This is a genomic window from Serratia marcescens (assembly GCF_029846115.1).
In the GTDB taxonomy this organism is placed as follows: Bacteria; Pseudomonadota; Gammaproteobacteria; order Enterobacterales; family Enterobacteriaceae; genus Serratia; species Serratia marcescens_L.
On record NZ_JARVZZ010000001.1, the window covers coordinates 1,715,852 to 1,732,549 of the forward strand.

Genomic DNA, 16,698 nt, shown 5'->3' on the forward strand with positions numbered 1-16,698 from the left:
TCATGGCAGACTATCAGGGTAGAAAAGTCGTCATCATCGGATTGGGCCTTACCGGCCTGTCCTGTGTCGATTTCTTCATGGCGCGCGGCGTAACGCCGCGCGTGATGGATACCCGTATCGCGCCGCCAGGGTTGGACAAACTGCCTGAAAGCGTGGAGCGCCATCTGGGCGATCTGAACCAGGATTGGCTGCTGGCGGCGGATCTGATCGTTGCCAGCCCGGGCGTCGCGTTGGCGACCCCGGCATTGAGCGCCGCGGCGGACGCCGGCGTGGAAATCGTCGGTGACGTCGAACTGTTCTGCCGTGAAGCGCAGGCGCCGATCGTGGCGATCACCGGCTCCAACGGTAAAAGTACCGTCACCACCCTGGTGGGCGAGATGGCGAAAGCTGCCGGTTGGGCTGTGGGCGTGGGCGGCAATATCGGCCTGCCGGCGCTGAGCCTGCTGCGTCAGGAGTGCCAGCTTTACGTGCTGGAGCTGTCCAGCTTCCAGCTGGAAACGACGTATAGCCTGCGGGCGGCGGCGGCGACCATCTTGAACGTGACCGAAGATCATATGGACCGCTATCCGTTTGGCCTGCAGCAGTATCGCGGCGCCAAGCTGCGCGTGTATGAAAACGCCGCCGTGTGCGTGGTGAACGCGGACGACGCGCTGACCATGCCGGTGCGCGGCGCCGACGAGCGCTGCGTTAGCTTCGGCGCCGACGTGGGCGACTATCACCTGAACCGTCAGCAAGGGGAAACCTGGCTGCGGGTGCGCGGTGAGAAGGTGCTGAATACGCGCGAGATGAAGCTGACCGGCCGCCACAACTACACCAACGCCCTGGCGGCGCTGGCGTTGGCGGATGCGGTCAACATCCCGCGCGCGTCCAGCCTGAAGGCGCTGACCACCTTCACCGGCCTGGCGCACCGCTTCCAGTTGGCCTGGGAGCACAACGGCGTGCGTTGGATCAACGACTCCAAAGCCACCAACGTTGGCAGCACCGAAGCGGCGCTGAACGGTCTGCAGGTGGACGGTACGCTGCATCTGCTGCTCGGCGGCGACGGCAAATCCGCCGATTTCTCGCCGCTGGCGCGCTATCTGCAGGGCGACAACGTGCGTCTGTATTGCTTTGGCCGCGACGGCGCCCAGCTGGCACAGCTGCGGCCGGAAGTGGCGACGCTGACCGAGACCATGGAGCAGGCGATGCGCACCATCGCCAGCCGCGTACAGCCCGGCGACATGGTATTGCTGTCGCCGGCCTGCGCCAGCCTCGATCAGTTCCGTAATTTTGAAGTGCGCGGCGATGAGTTCGCCCGCTTGGCGCAGGAGCTTGGCGGATGAAACTACGCTTGCCGAACTTCGGGCTGACAGAGCGGCTGAAAGACTGGGTGACCGGCGCGCGCGATAACGACGCGGTCAACATGGTGCTCTACGATCGCACCCTGCTGTGGCTGACCTTCGGGTTGGCGATCATCGGCTTCGTGATGGTGACCTCGGCGTCGATGCCGATCGGCCAACGCCTGGCGGACGATCCGTTCCTGTTCGCCAAACGTGACGCACTGTACCTCGGCTTGGCGTTCGGCCTGTCGCTGGTGACGCTGCGCGTCCCGATGGAAATTTGGCAGCGCTACAGCAACGTGATGCTGCTGATGTCGATCGTGATGCTGCTGATCGTGCTGGTGGTGGGGAGCTCGGTGAACGGGGCCTCGCGCTGGATCGCGCTCGGCCCGCTGCGTATTCAGCCGGCGGAGCTGTCCAAGCTGTCGCTGTTCTGCTACCTGGCGAGCTACCTGGTGCGCAAGGTGGAAGAGGTGCGCAGCAACTTCTGGGGCTTCTGCAAGCCGATGGGCGTGATGGTGGTGCTGGCGGTGTTGCTGCTGGCGCAGCCGGACCTCGGTACCGTGGTGGTGCTGTTCATCACCACGCTGGCGATGCTGTTCCTGGCCGGTGCGAAAATGTGGCAGTTCCTGGCGATCATCGGCTCCGGCGTGTTCGCCGTGGTGCTGCTGATCATTGCGGAACCGTACCGTATGCGCCGCGTGACTTCGTTCTGGAACCCGTGGGCCGATCCGTTCGGCAGCGGCTACCAGCTGACCCAGTCGCTGATGGCGTTCGGCCGCGGCGAGTTCTGGGGGCAGGGGCTCGGCAACTCGGTGCAGAAACTGGAGTATTTGCCGGAGGCGCACACCGACTTCATCTTCTCCATTTTGGGTGAAGAACTGGGCTATATCGGTGTGGTTTTAGCCCTGTTAATGGTATTCTTCGTCGCTTTTCGCGCGATGTCCATCGGGCGCCGCGCGCTGGAGATCGATCAACGCTTCTCCGGCTTCCTGGCCTGCGCGATCGGCGTGTGGTTCAGCTTCCAGGCGCTGGTTAACGTCGGCGCCGCGGCGGGCATGCTGCCGACCAAAGGTCTGACGCTGCCGCTGATCAGTTACGGCGGCTCGAGCTTGCTGATTATGTCGACGGCCATCGTGCTGTTGCTGCGAATTGATTATGAAACGCGCCTGACCAAGGCTCAGGCGTTTGTGAAGAGGTAAGGGATGAGCGGGAAACCTAAGCGTTTAATGGTGATGGCAGGCGGTACCGGCGGGCACGTGTTCCCGGGGCTGGCGGTCGCGCATCATCTGATGGCGCAGGGCTGGCAGGTGCGCTGGCTCGGAACCGCAGACCGAATGGAAGCCGATTTGGTGCCGAAGCACGGGATCGAGATTGATTTTATCCGCATCTCCGGCCTGCGCGGCAAAGGCCTGAAGGCCCAGCTGACTGCGCCGCTGCGGATCTGGCAGGCGGTGCGCCAGGCGAAAGCCATCATGCGCAACTATCAGCCGGATGTGGTGCTGGGGATGGGCGGTTACGTGTCCGGCCCCGGCGGCCTGGCGGCCTGGCAGTGCGGCATCCCGGTGGTGCTGCACGAACAGAACGGCATTGCCGGTTTGACCAACCGCTGGCTGGCGCGCATCGCCGCCAAAGTGATGCAGGCCTTCCCCGGCGCGTTCCCGAACGCCGAGGTGGTGGGCAACCCGGTACGTACCGACGTGTTGGCGCTGCCGTTGCCGGCGGAGCGGTTGCAGGGGCGCGAAGGCCCGATCCGCGTGCTGGTGATTGGCGGAAGTCAGGGCGCGCGGGTGCTGAATCAGACAGTTCCTGAAGTCGCGGCGCGTTTGGGCGATAGAATTACGCTCTGGCATCAGGTTGGCAAGGGCGCGCTGGAAACGGTGTTGCGCGACTACGAAAGGGTAGGGCAGACGCAGCACAAGGTGACCGAGTTCATCGACGACATGGCCGCCGCTTACGCCTGGGCCGATGTGGTGGTTTGCCGTTCCGGCGCGTTGACCGTCAGCGAAATCGCGGCGGCGGGGCTGCCGGCGATCTTCGTGCCGTTCATGCACAAGGACCGTCAGCAGTACTGGAACGCACGCCCGCTGGAAGAAGCCGGCGCGGCGAAGATTATCGAACAGCCGCAGTTCAACGCCGATGTGGTGGCCGAACTGCTGGCGAGCTGGGATCGCAAGACGCTGCTGGCCATGGCCGAGAAAGCGCGCGCGGTCGCCATTCCGGATGCCACCGAGCGTGTGGCGGCGGAGTTGGTGCGGCTCGCCAAGTAACGAGTGCAGGGGTTCGGTATGCCGAACCTGAATAAAAGCAATGTGATGTAGGGCCGGGGTACCGGATCCGGATTAGAGAGAGTGATGAATACACAACAACTGGCGAAACTACGTACTATCGTGCCCGAGATGCGTCGCGTCCGGCACATTCACTTTGTCGGCATCGGTGGTGCCGGCATGGGTGGTATCGCCGAAGTGTTGGCAAACGAAGGGTATCAGATCAGCGGCTCCGACCTGGCGCCGAATCCGGTGACCCAACAGTTGAGCGCGCTCGGGGCGACGATTTATTTCAATCACCGTCCGGAAAACGTGCTGGATGCGAGCGTGGTGGTGGTTTCTACTGCCATCTCTGCCGACAACCCGGAGATCGTCGCCGCTCGTGAAGCACGCATCCCGGTGATCCGCCGCGCTGAAATGCTGGCGGAGCTGATGCGTTTTCGCCACGGCATCGCTATCGCCGGCACGCACGGCAAAACCACCACCACGGCGATGGTCTCGAGCATTTATGCCGAAGCCCGCCTGGACCCGACCTTCGTCAACGGCGGGCTGGTGAAGGCGGCGGGCACCCACGCGCGACTGGGTTCCAGCCGTTATCTGATCGCGGAAGCGGATGAGAGCGATGCGTCGTTCCTGCACCTGCAGCCGATGGTGGCCGTGGTCACCAATATCGAAGCCGACCACATGGATACCTACCAGGGTGACTTCGAGAACCTGAAGCAGACGTTTATCAATTTCTTGCACAACCTGCCGTTCTACGGCCGCGCGGTGATGTGCATCGACGATCCGGTGGTGCGTGAGCTGTTGCCGCGTGTGGGTCGCCACATCACCACCTATGGCTTCGGCGAAGATGCCGATGTGCGTATCGAAGACTACCGGCAGATTGGGCCGCAGGGGCACTTTACCCTGAGCCGTCAGGACAAGCCGTTGCTGACGGTGACGCTGAACGCGCCGGGCCGCCACAATGCGTTGAATGCCGCAGCGGCGGTGGCGGTAGCGACCGAGGAAGGCATCGACGACGAAGATATCCTGCGCGCGCTGGCGGGCTTCCAGGGGACCGGGCGTCGCTTCGATTTCCTCGGTGAGTTCCCGCTGGAGCCGGTCAACGGCAAAGCGGGCAGCGCGATGCTGGTGGACGACTACGGCCACCATCCGACCGAGGTGGATGCCACGCTGAAAGCGGCGCGCGCCGGCTGGCCGGACAAGCGTTTGGTGATGATCTTCCAGCCGCACCGTTATACGCGCACCCGCGATCTGTACGACGATTTCGCCAACGTGCTGTCGCAGGTGGATGTGCTGCTGATGCTCGACGTGTACGCCGCCGGCGAAGCGCCGATCCCGGGCGCGGACAGCCGTTCGCTGTGCCGCACCATCCGCAGCCGCGGCAAGCTGGATCCGATCCTGGTTTCCGATGCCGATACCGTGCCGGAAACCCTGGCGCAGCTGCTGCAGGATGAAGACCTGGTGCTGGTGCAAGGCGCCGGCAACGTGGGCAAAATCGCCCGTAAACTGGCCGAGCTGAAGCTGCAGCCGCCGAAGAAAGAGGAGGAGCACCATGGCTGATAAAGTTGCAGTTCTGCTGGGCGGCACCTCCGCTGAACGTGAAGTCTCTCTGCAATCCGGCGCCGCGGTGCTGGCCGGGTTGCGCGAAGCCGGTATCGATGCGCACGGCGTCGATACCCGCGATTTCCCGGTGACCCAGCTGAAAGAGCAGGGGTTCACCAAAGTGTTTATCGCGCTGCATGGCCGCGGCGGCGAGGACGGCACCCTGCAGGGGCTGCTGGAGTTCCTCGAGCTGCCTTATACCGGCAGCGGCGTGATGGCCTCGGCGCTGACCATGGACAAATGGCGCACCAAGATGGTGTGGCAGTCGATGGGCTTGCCGGTGGCGCCTTACGTGGCGCTGAATCGCCAGCTGTACCTCGGCGGCGAAAAAGCGGCGCTGCTGGCGCGCGTGGCGGATCTCGGTCTGCCGCTGATCGTCAAGCCGAGCCGCGAAGGATCCAGCGTCGGTATGAGCAAGGTCACCGAAAGCGCTGCGTTGGAAGCCGCGTTGGAGGAAGCCTTCCGCCATGACGACGACGTATTGGTGGAGAAGTGGCTGAGCGGCCCGGAATACACCGTAGCGATGTTGGGCGACCAGGTGCTGCCGTCGATCCGCATCCAGCCGGCCGGCGTGTTTTACGACTACCAGGCCAAGTACATTTCGGACGACACGCAGTACTTCTGCCCGAGCGGTTTGAGCGCCGAGCAAGAAGCCGAGATGGCGGCGTTGGCGCTGCGCGCTTACCGCGGCCTGGACTGCAGCGGCTGGGGCCGCGTCGACGTGATGCAAGACAGCGATGGCAGCTTCTATCTGCTTGAGGTGAACACCTCTCCGGGCATGACTAGTCATAGCCTGGTGCCGATGGCGGCGCGCCAGTTTGGATTAAGCTTCTCGCAGTTGGTGGCGAGAATTTTGGAGTTGGCCGACTGATATGTCGCAAGCTGCCCTGAATGCGCGCGATCGCGAGGTGGATAACGGCCCGCGCCGCAGCAATGGAACCCAGTTGGCGGGAGTGATTTTCCTGCTGATGGTGTTGGGAACGGTCGTGTGGAGCGGTTGGGCGGTGCTTGGCTGGATGAAAGACGCCAGTCGCCTGCCGCTCTCAAGGCTGGTGGTGACCGGCGAACGCCACTACACCACCAACGATGATATTCGTCAGGCGATCCTGGCGCTGGGCGCGCCCGGCACCTTTATGACGCAGGATGTGGACGTCATCCAGCAGCAGATCGAACGTCTGCCGTGGATCAAGCAGGCCAGCGTGCGCAAACAATGGCCGGATGAGCTGAAGATCCATCTGGTGGAGTACGTCCCGGTGGCGCGCTGGAACGATTTGCACATGGTGGACGCCGAAGGCAAAGCGTTCAGCGTGCCGGCGGAGCGAGCGGGTAAACAGAAGTTGCCGCTGCTCTACGGGCCGGAAGGGAGCGAGCAGGATGTGCTGGAAGGCTATCGGGCGATGAGCGCCACGTTGGCGGCCAGCAAATATACGCTGAAAATGGCGGCGATGACCGCGCGCCATTCCTGGCAGCTGGCGCTGGACAACGATGTCCGGCTTGAGCTGGGGCGCGATGACCGCAATGGGCGTTTGCAGCGGTTTATCGAGCTTTACCCGGTATTGCAGCAGCAGGGCCAGGCGGAGAGCAAGCGTGTCAGCTATGTCGATCTGCGCTACGAGTCCGGCGCTTCGGTAGGGTGGGCTCCGGTGTTGGTCGATCCGCAGGCGCTTGGCGGTCAGCAAAACAGTAATCAGCAACAGAATCAGGCACAGGCAAAACAACAATGATCAAGTCGACGGACAGAAAACTGGTAGTTGGACTGGAGATCGGTACTGCAAAAGTCTCCGCGTTGGTAGGGGAAGTTCTGCCCGATGGCATGGTCAACATTATCGGGGTGGGCAGCTGCCCGTCTCGCGGCATGGATAAGGGTGGCGTAAACGACCTGGAGTCGGTGGTGAAGTGCGTACAGCGCGCCATTGATCAGGCCGAGCTGATGGCGGACTGCCAGATCTCCTCGGTGTACCTGGCGCTGTCGGGCAAACACATCAGCTGCCAGAACGAAATCGGCATGGTGCCGATCTCGGAAGAGGAAGTGACGCAGGACGACGTGGAGAACGTGGTGCACACCGCCAAATCGGTGCGCGTGCGCGACGAACACCGCATTCTGCACGTGATTCCTCAGGAATACGCCATCGATTATCAGGAAGGCATCAAGAACCCGGTTGGGCTGTCCGGCGTGCGCATGCAGGCCAAGGTGCATCTGATTACCTGCCATAACGATATGGCGAAGAACATCGTCAAGGCCGTGGAACGTTGCGGCCTGAAAGTTGACCAACTTATTTTCGCCGGTCTGGCCGCGAGTTATGCGGTGCTGACCGAAGATGAACGCGAACTCGGCGTTTGCGTGGTGGATATCGGCGGCGGCACCATGGATATGGCGGTGTATACCGGCGGTGCGCTGCGCCACACCAAAGTGATCCCTTACGCCGGGAACGTGGTCACCAGCGATATCGCCTACGCCTTCGGCACGCCGCCGACCGACGCGGAAGCGATTAAAGTTCGACACGGCTGTGCGCTTGGGTCGATTGTTAGCAAGGATGAGAATGTAGAGGTGCCTAGCGTCGGGGGACGCCCTCCGCGCAGTCTGCAAAGACAGACGCTGGCTGAAGTCATTGAGCCACGCTACACCGAACTGTTGAATCTGGTTAACGATGAAATTTTGCAATTGCAGGAGCAACTGCGTCAGCAAGGGGTGAAGCATCATCTGGCAGCCGGTATCGTGCTGACCGGTGGCGCCGCCCAGATTGATGGCCTGGCAGCCTGTGCGCAACGGGTGTTCCACACCCAGGTACGCATCGGCCAACCCTTGAACATCACGGGTCTGACGGATTATGCGCAGGAGCCTTACTACTCGACAGCGGTAGGTCTGCTGCACTATGGAAAAGAGTCTCACCTGAGCGGTGAGACGGAAGTAGAAAAACGCGCCTCGGTGGGCAATTGGTTTAAACGCATCAATAGCTGGCTGAGAAAAGAGTTTTAATGTTTCAACAAAGAGATCATGCTGAGTAATCTTTTTATGATCTCGCAGCGACAGGCACAAAACGGAGAGAAACTATGTTTGAACCAATGGAACTAACCAATGACGCGGTGATTAAAGTCATCGGCGTCGGCGGCGGCGGTGGCAACGCCGTTGAACACATGGTGCGCGAGCGCATCGAAGGTGTTGAATTCTTCGCTGTGAACACGGACGCCCAGGCGCTCCGCAAAACGGCGGTTGGCCAAACCATCCAGATCGGTAGCGGTATTACCAAAGGTCTGGGTGCGGGCGCGAACCCGGAAGTGGGTCGCAATTCAGCGGAAGAAGACCGCGAAGCCCTGCGCGCAGCGCTGGACGGCGCAGACATGGTCTTCATCGCGGCCGGCATGGGCGGCGGTACCGGTACCGGTGCGGCGCCAGTGGTGGCTGAAGTGGCTAAAGATTTGGGTATTCTGACCGTGGCCGTGGTGACCAAGCCTTTCAACTTCGAAGGCAAGAAGCGCATGGCATTCGCGGAGCAGGGTATCGCTGAGCTGTCCAAACACGTGGACTCGCTGATCACCATCCCGAACGACAAGCTGTTGAAAGTTCTGGGTCGCGGCATCTCTCTGCTGGACGCGTTCGGCGCGGCCAACGACGTGCTGAAAGGCGCGGTGCAGGGTATCGCCGAGCTGATCACCCGTCCGGGCCTGATGAACGTCGACTTCGCCGACGTGCGCACCGTGATGTCCGAAATGGGCTACGCGATGATGGGTTCCGGCGTGGCTTGCGGTGAAGACCGTGCCGAAGAAGCGGCCGAAATGGCGATCTCCAGCCCACTGCTGGAAGACATCGACCTGTCCGGTGCGCGCGGCGTGCTGGTCAACATTACCGCCGGCTTCGACCTGCGTCTGGATGAGTTCGAAACCGTGGGTAACACCATCCGTGCGTTCGCGTCCGACAACGCTACCGTGGTTATCGGTACCTCGCTGGATCCGGAAATGAACGACGAACTGCGCGTAACCGTGGTTGCAACCGGTATCGGTATGGACAAGCGTCCTGAAATCACCCTGGTGACCAATAAGCAGGCCAGCCAGCCGGTGATGGATCACCGTTATCAGCAGCACGGCATGTCGCCTCTGCCGCAGGAAGTGAAACCTGCCGCCAAGGTGGTCAACGACCAAGCTGCGCAGCCGAATAAAGAGCCCGACTATCTTGATATTCCAGCCTTCCTGCGTAAGCAGGCAGACTAAGAATATCCTGAGAATTTGGAATCTCCGCTCTTTGTGCTAAACTGTCCCGCCAGCCATGCTGTATGCTTGGCTGGTAGGATGGATAACATTGCGAGATAAAACGATGATCAAACAAAGGACATTAAAACGTATTGTTCAGGCGACTGGTGTCGGTTTGCATACCGGCAAGAAAGTCACGCTGACAATGCGCCCAGCGCCGGCTAATACCGGGGTCATCTATCGTCGCACTGACTTGAATCCACCGGTTGATTTTCCGGCTGATGCAAAATCCGTGCGTGATACCATGCTCTGTACTTGCCTGGTGAATGAGCATGACGTGCGTATTTCGACCGTTGAGCACCTCAACGCCGCGCTGGCTGGGTTGGGCATCGACAACATCGTCATCGAAGTCGACGCCGCTGAAATCCCAATCATGGACGGCAGCGCCAGTCCGTTCGTGTTCTTGCTGCTGGATGCCGGCATCGAAGAACTGAACTCGGCGAAGAAATTCCTGCGTCTGAAAGAGACCGTGCGTGTTGAAGATGGCGACAAATGGGCCGAGTTGTCCCCGCATAACGGGTTCCGCCTGGACTTCACCATCGACTTCAACCACCCGGCTATCGACGCCAGCTCTCAGCGCTATCGTCTCGATTTCTCGGCTGAGTCGTTCGTGCGTCAAATCAGCCGCGCGCGCACCTTCGGGTTTATGCGCGACATCGAATACCTGCAGTCTCGCGGCCTGGCCCTGGGCGGCAGCTTCGATTGCGCTATCGTGGTAGATGACTACCGCGTGCTGAACGAAGACGGTCTGCGTTTCGAAGACGAATTCGTACGTCACAAAATGCTGGACGCCATCGGCGACCTGTTCATGTGCGGCCACAACATCATTGGCGCGTTCACCGCGTTCAAGTCTGGCCACGCGTTGAACAACAAACTGCTGCAGGCCGTACTGGCCAAGCAGGAAGCGTGGGAATACGTGACCTTCCAGGACGAAGCCGAAATGCCGTTGGCATTCAAGGCACCGTCCACCGTATTGGCGTAAGGTCTGAATTCCTCGCCTGCTGCAGAATAACGGCAGGCGCATCCTCTGAGAGCCTGAGAATTCAGGCTCGTGATGCCGTCTGATGTTTTGCAGTTGTGTCGCTGATCACTTATCACGACTGGTTGTGTTGGTACCCTCTCCGGCCAATGCAGCCAGCCGTTCCAATATCTTGCGCAGTTTCTCCGGGCTACGGCTCGCCAACCCTCTCAGCTCTTCCGCACTTTCCAGACTCAAATGCCGCATCGGCACGGGTTTTACCGGCGCTTTCTCTGCGTTTTGCACCTGGTGGCTGCCTTTCGCCATCAAGGCCGGATTAATCCTGATGTCGATCGACGACAATGATGGTAGAATTTGCGCTCGTAGTGCAGACAGCAGAGCGGGTTGTTCGTAGCGCAAGCGCATCATCCAGCTGGCATTTGCCGTTTCGAGCACTAAAATACCCTGTCGGAAATTCGCGACGCGGCACCAGGGATGCAGGGGAGCGGGCAACAGGCCCTTCACTGCACGGTTAAGCTTGAGCAGCGCCACCGCGCGTTGCTGGACGTTATGCAGCGGCCCTTTGCTGCCGGCAGACGCGTCGTCGAACAGGACATCTAATAATTGTGGACGGCTATCGCGCATAATGGGCTCCGGCGGATTATAAACTCGTGATCGGTATTCTAAATCGTTGGCGACAATTTGGCAGACGTTATTTCTGGCCCCATCTCCTGTTAGGGATGGTTGCGGCCACGCTTGGCGCGTCTTCCAATTTGTCCGGCGCCCCCGATCAGGCCGCACTGCCGAATGCGTCGTCCAGCCTAAACCGGCAAAATTCGGCCAACGGTACCTTCAACAGCCTGGCCCTGCTGCAGGACGCGCATCGCCGTCCTACCTTCAGCGTAGATTATTGGCAGCAACATGCGCTGCGCACCGTCATTCGTCACCTCTCTTTCGCGCTGGCGCCGCAGGCGGTTTATGCGCGGGTGCAGGAGAGCGAAGCCGAAGCGGAACCCCCTTTGCAGGTCGCGCAATTGGCGCTGCTTTCTACCCTCAACGCGCTGCTGACGCACGAGCCGAAGCCGCCGACCATCATTCGCCACACCCACCTTGAGGTGCTGCCAACGCTGGCACGGCACCAGACCGGCCTGTGGGTGGCGCAGGTACAGGGCATTCGTGCCGGGCCTGCCGCGCTCGTCTGACTCCGCCCTTAGGGCACAAAAACCATAAATAATAGCAAGTTGACTGCCGTATTCGGCCGTCATGACAGAGATATCAAACATCATGTTAGTGAAATTATTAACCAAAGTTTTTGGCAGCCGTAACGATCGTACTCTGCGCCGCATGCGCAAAGTGGTTGAGCAGATCAACCGCATGGAACCGGACATGGAAAAACTGTCCGATGACGAGCTGAAAGCGAAAACCAACGAGTTCCGCGCGCGCCTGGAGAAAGGCGAGTCGCTGGACAGCCTGATCCCTGAAGCCTTCGCCGTGGTGCGTGAGGCGAGCAAGCGCGTGTTCGGCATGCGTCACTTCGACGTGCAGCTGCTGGGCGGCATGGTGCTGAACGACCGCTGCATCGCCGAGATGCGTACCGGTGAAGGTAAAACCCTGACTGCGACGCTGCCGGCCTACCTGAACGCCCTGAGCGGCCGCGGCGTGCACGTTGTGACCGTCAACGACTATCTGGCGCAGCGTGACGCCGAAAACAACCGTCCGCTGTTCGAGTTCCTCGGCCTGAGCATCGGCATCAACCTGCCGGGCATGCCGGCGCCGGCCAAGCGTGAAGCTTACGCCGCCGACATCACCTACGGCACCAACAACGAATACGGCTTCGACTACCTGCGCGACAATATGGCGTTCAGCCCGGAAGAGCGCGTGCAGCGCAAACTGCACTATGCGCTGGTGGATGAGGTGGACTCCATCCTGATCGATGAAGCGCGTACGCCGCTGATCATCTCCGGCCCGGCCGAAGACAGCTCCGAGATGTACATCAAGGTCAACAAGCTGATCCCTAAACTGATCCGCCAGGAAAAAGAAGACTCCGACACCTTCAAGGGAGAAGGGCACTTCTCGGTGGATGAGAAGGCGCGCCAGGTCCACCTGACCGAACGCGGCCTGATCCTGATTGAAGAGATGCTGGTGGAAGCCGGCATCATGGATGAGGGAGAGTCGCTGTACTCACCGACCAACATCATGCTGATGCACCACGTTACCGCCGCGCTGCGCGCCCACGTGCTGTTCACCCGCGACGTTGACTACATCGTGAAAGACGGCGAAGTCATCATCGTCGACGAACACACCGGCCGTACTATGCAGGGCCGCCGCTGGTCCGATGGCCTGCACCAGGCGGTGGAAGCCAAAGAAGGCGTGGAGATCCAGAACGAGAACCAGACGCTGGCTTCGATCACCTTTCAGAACTACTTCCGTCTGTACGAGAAGTTGGCTGGGATGACCGGTACCGCCGATACCGAAGCCTTCGAATTCAGCTCGATCTACAAGCTGGACACCATCGTGGTGCCAACCAACCGTCCGATGATCCGTAAAGACATGCCGGATCTTGTGTACATGACCGAGAAAGAGAAAATCGGCGCCATCATCGAAGACATCCGCGAGCGTACCGCCAAAGGCCAGCCGGTGCTGGTGGGTACCATCTCAATCGAGAAATCCGAAGTGGTTTCCCATGAGCTGACCAAAGCGGGCATCGAGCACAAGGTGCTGAACGCCAAATTCCACGCTATGGAAGCGGACATCGTCGCCCAGGCCGGCCAGAGCGGTGCGGTGACCATCGCCACCAACATGGCGGGCCGTGGTACCGATATCGTGCTGGGCGGCAGCTGGCAGGCCGAAGTGGCGCTGTTGGAAGAGCCAACCGAAGAGCAGATCGAAGCCATCAAAGCGGCCTGGAAAGTGCGCCACGACGCGGTGTTGGCGGCGGGCGGCCTGCATATCATCGGTACCGAGCGCCATGAATCGCGCCGTATCGATAACCAGCTGCGCGGCCGTTCCGGTCGTCAGGGCGATGCCGGTTCATCCCGCTTCTACCTGTCAATGGAAGATGCCCTGATGCGTATCTTCGCCTCGGATCGCGTATCCGGCATGATGCGTAAACTGGGTATGAAAGAAGGCGAAGCGATTGAGCACCCGTGGGTGACCAAGGCGATCGCCAACGCCCAGCGCAAGGTAGAGAGCCGCAACTTCGACATCCGTAAGCAGCTGCTGGAATACGACGATGTCGCCAACGATCAGCGCCGCGCCATCTACAGCCAGCGTAACGAATTGCTGGACGTGTCCGACGTGAGCGAAACCATCGCCAGCATCCGCGAGGACGTGTTCAAGAGCACCATCGACAACTACATCACGCCGCAGTCGCTGGAAGAAGAGTGGGACATTCAGGGGTTGGAAGAACGCCTGAAGAACGACTTCGATCTGGAAATGCCGATCGCACAATGGCTGGATAAAGAGCCGGAGCTGCACGAAGAGACGCTGCGCGAACGTATTCTGGAGAACGCCAAAGAGCAGTACCAGCGTAAGGAAGACGTGGTCGGCAGCGAAATGATGCGCAACTTCGAGAAGGGCGTGATGCTGCAGACGCTGGATTCCCTGTGGAAAGAGCACCTGGCGGCGATGGACTACCTGCGTCAGGGTATCCACCTGCGCGGTTATGCGCAGAAGGATCCGAAGCAGGAGTACAAGCGCGAATCCTTCAACATGTTCGCCACCATGCTGGAATCGCTGAAATATGAAGTGATCAGCGTGCTGAGCAAGGTTCAGGTGCGGATGCCGGAAGAGGTGGAAGCGCTGGAACAGCAGCGCCGTGAAGAAGCCGAGCGCCTGGCGCAGCACCAACAGCTGAGCCACCACGACGAGAACGCGCTGGTGACCGAAGATCCGAACGCACCGGCGACCGCCGAGCGTAAAGTGGGCCGCAACGATCCGTGCCCATGCGGCTCCGGCAAGAAATACAAGCAGTGCCACGGCCGCCTGCAGTAATGGCGGCTGCGGTTAACCGATAACACCCAGGGGTTCAGCTTGCTGAGCCCCTGTTTTTTGACACCCATCAGGAGGGTGAGATGAAACATTTGAATATCGCCGTGGGCATCATCCGTAATGCGCAACGGGAGATCTTTATTACCCGCCGCGCCGCCGACGCGCACATGGCCGGATTCTGGGAGTTTCCCGGCGGCAAGATCGAACAGGGTGAAACGCCGGAACAGGCGCTGAGCCGCGAGCTGCGGGAAGAGACCGGTATCGAAGCCGAACGCGCCGAACTGCTGGAGGTGGTGGAGCACCGCTTCAGCGACCGTATCGTGACGCTGAATTTTTATCTGGTGGAAGCCTGGGTGGGCGAGCCGTTCGGCCGCGAGGGGCAACCGATGCGCTGGGTAAAACAGGCAGATCTGCGTGAAGACGAGTTCCCGGAAGCCAACGTCGGCATTATTCAACTGCTGGTAGCGCAGGCTAACGCCGCGCAATAACAAGATTGGCCTGGCGGGCACCAGGCCAATCGCGGACGATCAACGGTCGTCCATTTCACTCCAGTCTTCGCTTTCCGACAGATCGCTGTTGCTTGGAATGCGCTTCTCTTCATAGGCCCACTCGCCGAGATCGATCAGCTGGCAGCGCTTGCTGCAAAACGGCCGGAACGGGCTGACTTCGCCCCAAACCACGCCGGTGCCACAGGTTGGGCATTTCACTACGGTCGTCATAACGGTTCCTTACGCCTTCTGTCAGTGCTGAGAAGGCTTTCTTGCACAAGTTCAACAACAGGCCAGTTCGAACGTCAGGCGTTCAGGCACCACGCCATTTTCGCTATCCAGCGGCAGGAAGCGAATGGCATAGCGCGTCTTGTGGCCGGAAATCTGCGGATAAAGCTGCGGCGCCAGATGGAGGCGCAGGCGCAGCAGATCCGCCCCTTCGGCGTTGTCCTGGAAAAAGCCGTTCAGGCTGATTTGATTGCGGAACGGCCCGGATTGGCGGATCAGATCCAATACCATGATCAGCGCCTGGTTCAGCGGATCCAGCGACTGCAGCCAGGCGGCGACGTCGGCATCGCGATCCTGCTGCGGTGCGTGCATCCACATGTGCAGGGTCGGCAGATCGAAGCTGCAGCAGCCGCCGGGAATGTTCAGCCGCTGGCGCACCAGACCGATCAGCCGATCTTCGCGCAGCGCCTGGCCGAGGCGTGGCGCCGCCATCAGCGCCGATGAGCGCGACTTCAACTGGCTGCGCAACTGGTCGATCAGCGCCATATCCACGCCCGGCACATCGGCCCAGGCCAACAGTTTCTGCTGCTGGCGCTCGAGCTCTTTGAGCAGTTCGGTGCGCACTTCGCCGCGCTCCAGCACGTCCAGCAAGTCGGAGACGGTGCGAAAGAAGGTGAGGGCGATGGCGGTTTCACTCAGGGCGCGTTGGCCGTGCAGCTGTTGCAGCAGAAATTCGATGCGTAGCCAGGTGCGCATTTTTTCGTTCAGCGGGTGTTCAAAGAGAACGGTTGGGGAAACATCACTCATGCAGTTTAATCCTGTTGGGGCGCTGTTGCCGCCAGTTCAAGGTAGCGACGATGCAGTGCGGCGACCTGTGGCTCTATCCCCTGAGCGGCGCCGCTGTTGTCAATAATGTCATCCGCCACGGCGAGGCGCTGCCGGCGCGTGGCCTGGGCGGCGAGAATGCTTTGCGCTTGCTCACGGCTGACGCCGTCGCGTGCGATGGTGCGAGCCAGCTGGGTTTCGGCGTCAACGTCGATCACCAGCACCCGATCGGCGCGATCCTGCAGACCGTTTTCCACCAGCAGCGGCACCACCCACAGCGCGTACGGGCTGGTGGCCTGCGCCAGTTGGCGCTGGGTTTCACGGTGTATCAGCGGATGCAGCAGCTGGTTCAGCCAGGTTTTGTCATCGGGATGGCTGAAGATGCGCTGACGCAGCGCAGCGCGATTCAATGCGCCGTCCGGCAGCAACATTTCATTACCAAATCGCTCGGCGATCGCGGTCAAGGCAGGGGTGCCCGGCTCGACGATCTGACGGGCGATCACGTCAGCATCAACAAGGGTTGCGCCGTGGCGCGCAAAGGCGTTCGCGACGGTCGTCTTGCCGCTGCCTATGCCCCCGGTCAACGCAACAATGTAGGCCATGGTGTTAGGTGCATCCGATGTTCATAAAAAAATAATAGTCGAATCATAAAGCGATCGCGCAGAAGTGCAAGTCGGCAGGCGGCGCTTGCGCATCGGCACCGATCGGACGGCGAGAAAAAGCGCAGCGGCACGGCAAAAATGAGCGGGCAATCACACTGCGATTATGCAGGT

General features: G+C 60.7%; 16 protein-coding genes. 12 read left to right on the top strand and 4 right to left on the bottom strand.

The window, feature by feature from the left end; all coding sequences use genetic code 11:
- Window positions 1-2 precede the first annotated feature (2 nt).
- The 9 genes from murD to lpxC all read left to right on the top strand — a co-directional run bounded on the left by murD (window position 3) and on the right by lpxC (window position 10,418).
- Entirely contained in the window at window positions 3-1,322 is a 1,320-nt protein-coding gene (gene murD / locus QDT79_RS07890; protein ID WP_107226758.1) for a UDP-N-acetylmuramoyl-L-alanine--D-glutamate ligase, read from the top strand.
- Window positions 1,319-2,521, top strand: coding sequence for a cell division protein FtsW (gene ftsW, locus QDT79_RS07895; protein WP_038873480.1), 1,203 nt, complete (start codon window positions 1,319-1,321; stop codon window positions 2,519-2,521). The genes murD and ftsW overlap by 4 nt, the downstream gene beginning before the upstream one ends.
- Before the next feature lie 3 nt (window positions 2,522-2,524).
- Complete coding sequence (gene murG / locus QDT79_RS07900; protein ID WP_308316368.1) at window positions 2,525-3,589, top strand: undecaprenyldiphospho-muramoylpentapeptide beta-N-acetylglucosaminyltransferase; 1,065 nt, start codon at window positions 2,525-2,527, stop codon at window positions 3,587-3,589.
- An 84-nt stretch (window positions 3,590-3,673) separates the two neighbouring features.
- Window positions 3,674-5,149: a UDP-N-acetylmuramate--L-alanine ligase gene (gene murC, locus QDT79_RS07905; RefSeq protein ID WP_308316369.1), complete on the top strand. Its 1,476-nt coding sequence runs from the start codon at window positions 3,674-3,676 to the stop codon at window positions 5,147-5,149.
- Window positions 5,142-6,062, top strand: a complete 921-nt coding sequence (locus QDT79_RS07910) for a D-alanine--D-alanine ligase (protein ID WP_063991407.1) — start codon at window positions 5,142-5,144, stop codon at window positions 6,060-6,062. The genes murC and QDT79_RS07910 overlap by 8 nt, the downstream gene beginning before the upstream one ends.
- Window position 6,063: 1 nt before the next feature.
- On the top strand, window positions 6,064-6,915 hold the full coding sequence (gene ftsQ, locus QDT79_RS07915; protein WP_063991406.1) for a cell division protein FtsQ: 852 nt from the start codon (window positions 6,064-6,066) through the stop codon (window positions 6,913-6,915).
- A complete protein-coding gene (gene ftsA, locus QDT79_RS07920; protein ID WP_004932758.1) occupies window positions 6,912-8,168 on the top strand; it encodes a cell division protein FtsA in 1,257 nt (418 codons plus the stop codon). The genes ftsQ and ftsA overlap by 4 nt, the downstream gene beginning before the upstream one ends.
- 74 nt (window positions 8,169-8,242) lie before the next feature.
- Window positions 8,243-9,397: a cell division protein FtsZ gene (gene ftsZ / locus QDT79_RS07925; RefSeq protein WP_004932757.1), complete on the top strand. Its 1,155-nt coding sequence runs from the start codon at window positions 8,243-8,245 to the stop codon at window positions 9,395-9,397.
- Window positions 9,398-9,500: 103 nt separating this feature from the next.
- Entirely contained in the window at window positions 9,501-10,418 is a 918-nt protein-coding gene (gene lpxC, locus QDT79_RS07930) for a UDP-3-O-acyl-N-acetylglucosamine deacetylase (protein ID WP_004932754.1), read from the top strand.
- Between the two features lie 105 nt (window positions 10,419-10,523).
- Here the strand turns inward: lpxC and QDT79_RS07935 are convergent, their stop codons facing one another.
- Window positions 10,524-11,039 carry a DUF721 domain-containing protein gene (locus QDT79_RS07935; protein ID WP_063991404.1) on the bottom strand — a complete coding sequence of 172 codons (516 nt, stop codon included), beginning with the start codon at window positions 11,037-11,039 and terminating at the stop codon, window positions 10,524-10,526.
- 26 nt (window positions 11,040-11,065) lie between these two features.
- Between QDT79_RS07935 and secM the strand changes: the two genes are divergently transcribed.
- The 3 genes from secM (at window position 11,066) to mutT (ending at window position 14,872) form a co-directional block, all read left to right on the top strand.
- On the top strand, window positions 11,066-11,596 hold the full coding sequence (gene secM, locus QDT79_RS07940) for a secA translation cis-regulator SecM (protein ID WP_063991403.1): 531 nt from the start codon (window positions 11,066-11,068) through the stop codon (window positions 11,594-11,596).
- An 82-nt stretch (window positions 11,597-11,678) separates the two neighbouring features.
- Window positions 11,679-14,387 (top strand): preprotein translocase subunit SecA, encoded by a 2,709-nt coding sequence (gene secA, locus QDT79_RS07945; RefSeq protein ID WP_063991402.1) that lies wholly within the window; start codon window positions 11,679-11,681, stop codon window positions 14,385-14,387.
- Window positions 14,388-14,467: 80 nt separating this feature from the next.
- Entirely contained in the window at window positions 14,468-14,872 is a 405-nt protein-coding gene (gene mutT, locus QDT79_RS07950) for an 8-oxo-dGTP diphosphatase MutT (protein WP_197755168.1), read from the top strand.
- A 39-nt stretch (window positions 14,873-14,911) separates the two neighbouring features.
- Here mutT and yacG read toward each other — a convergent pair whose 3' ends face one another.
- Genes yacG through coaE form a run of 3 tightly spaced genes read right to left on the bottom strand, consistent with a single transcriptional unit; the run spans window position 14,912 to window position 16,527 of the window.
- Complete coding sequence (gene yacG, locus QDT79_RS07955) at window positions 14,912-15,103, bottom strand: DNA gyrase inhibitor YacG (RefSeq protein ID WP_308316370.1); 192 nt, start codon at window positions 15,101-15,103, stop codon at window positions 14,912-14,914.
- A 51-nt stretch (window positions 15,104-15,154) separates the two neighbouring features.
- Window positions 15,155-15,907, bottom strand: a complete 753-nt coding sequence (gene zapD, locus QDT79_RS07960) for a cell division protein ZapD (RefSeq protein ID WP_063991401.1) — start codon at window positions 15,905-15,907, stop codon at window positions 15,155-15,157.
- Between the two features lie 5 nt (window positions 15,908-15,912).
- On the bottom strand, window positions 15,913-16,527 hold the full coding sequence (gene coaE, locus QDT79_RS07965) for a dephospho-CoA kinase (RefSeq protein WP_308316371.1): 615 nt from the start codon (window positions 16,525-16,527) through the stop codon (window positions 15,913-15,915).
- Window positions 16,528-16,698: the final 171 nt, after the last annotated feature.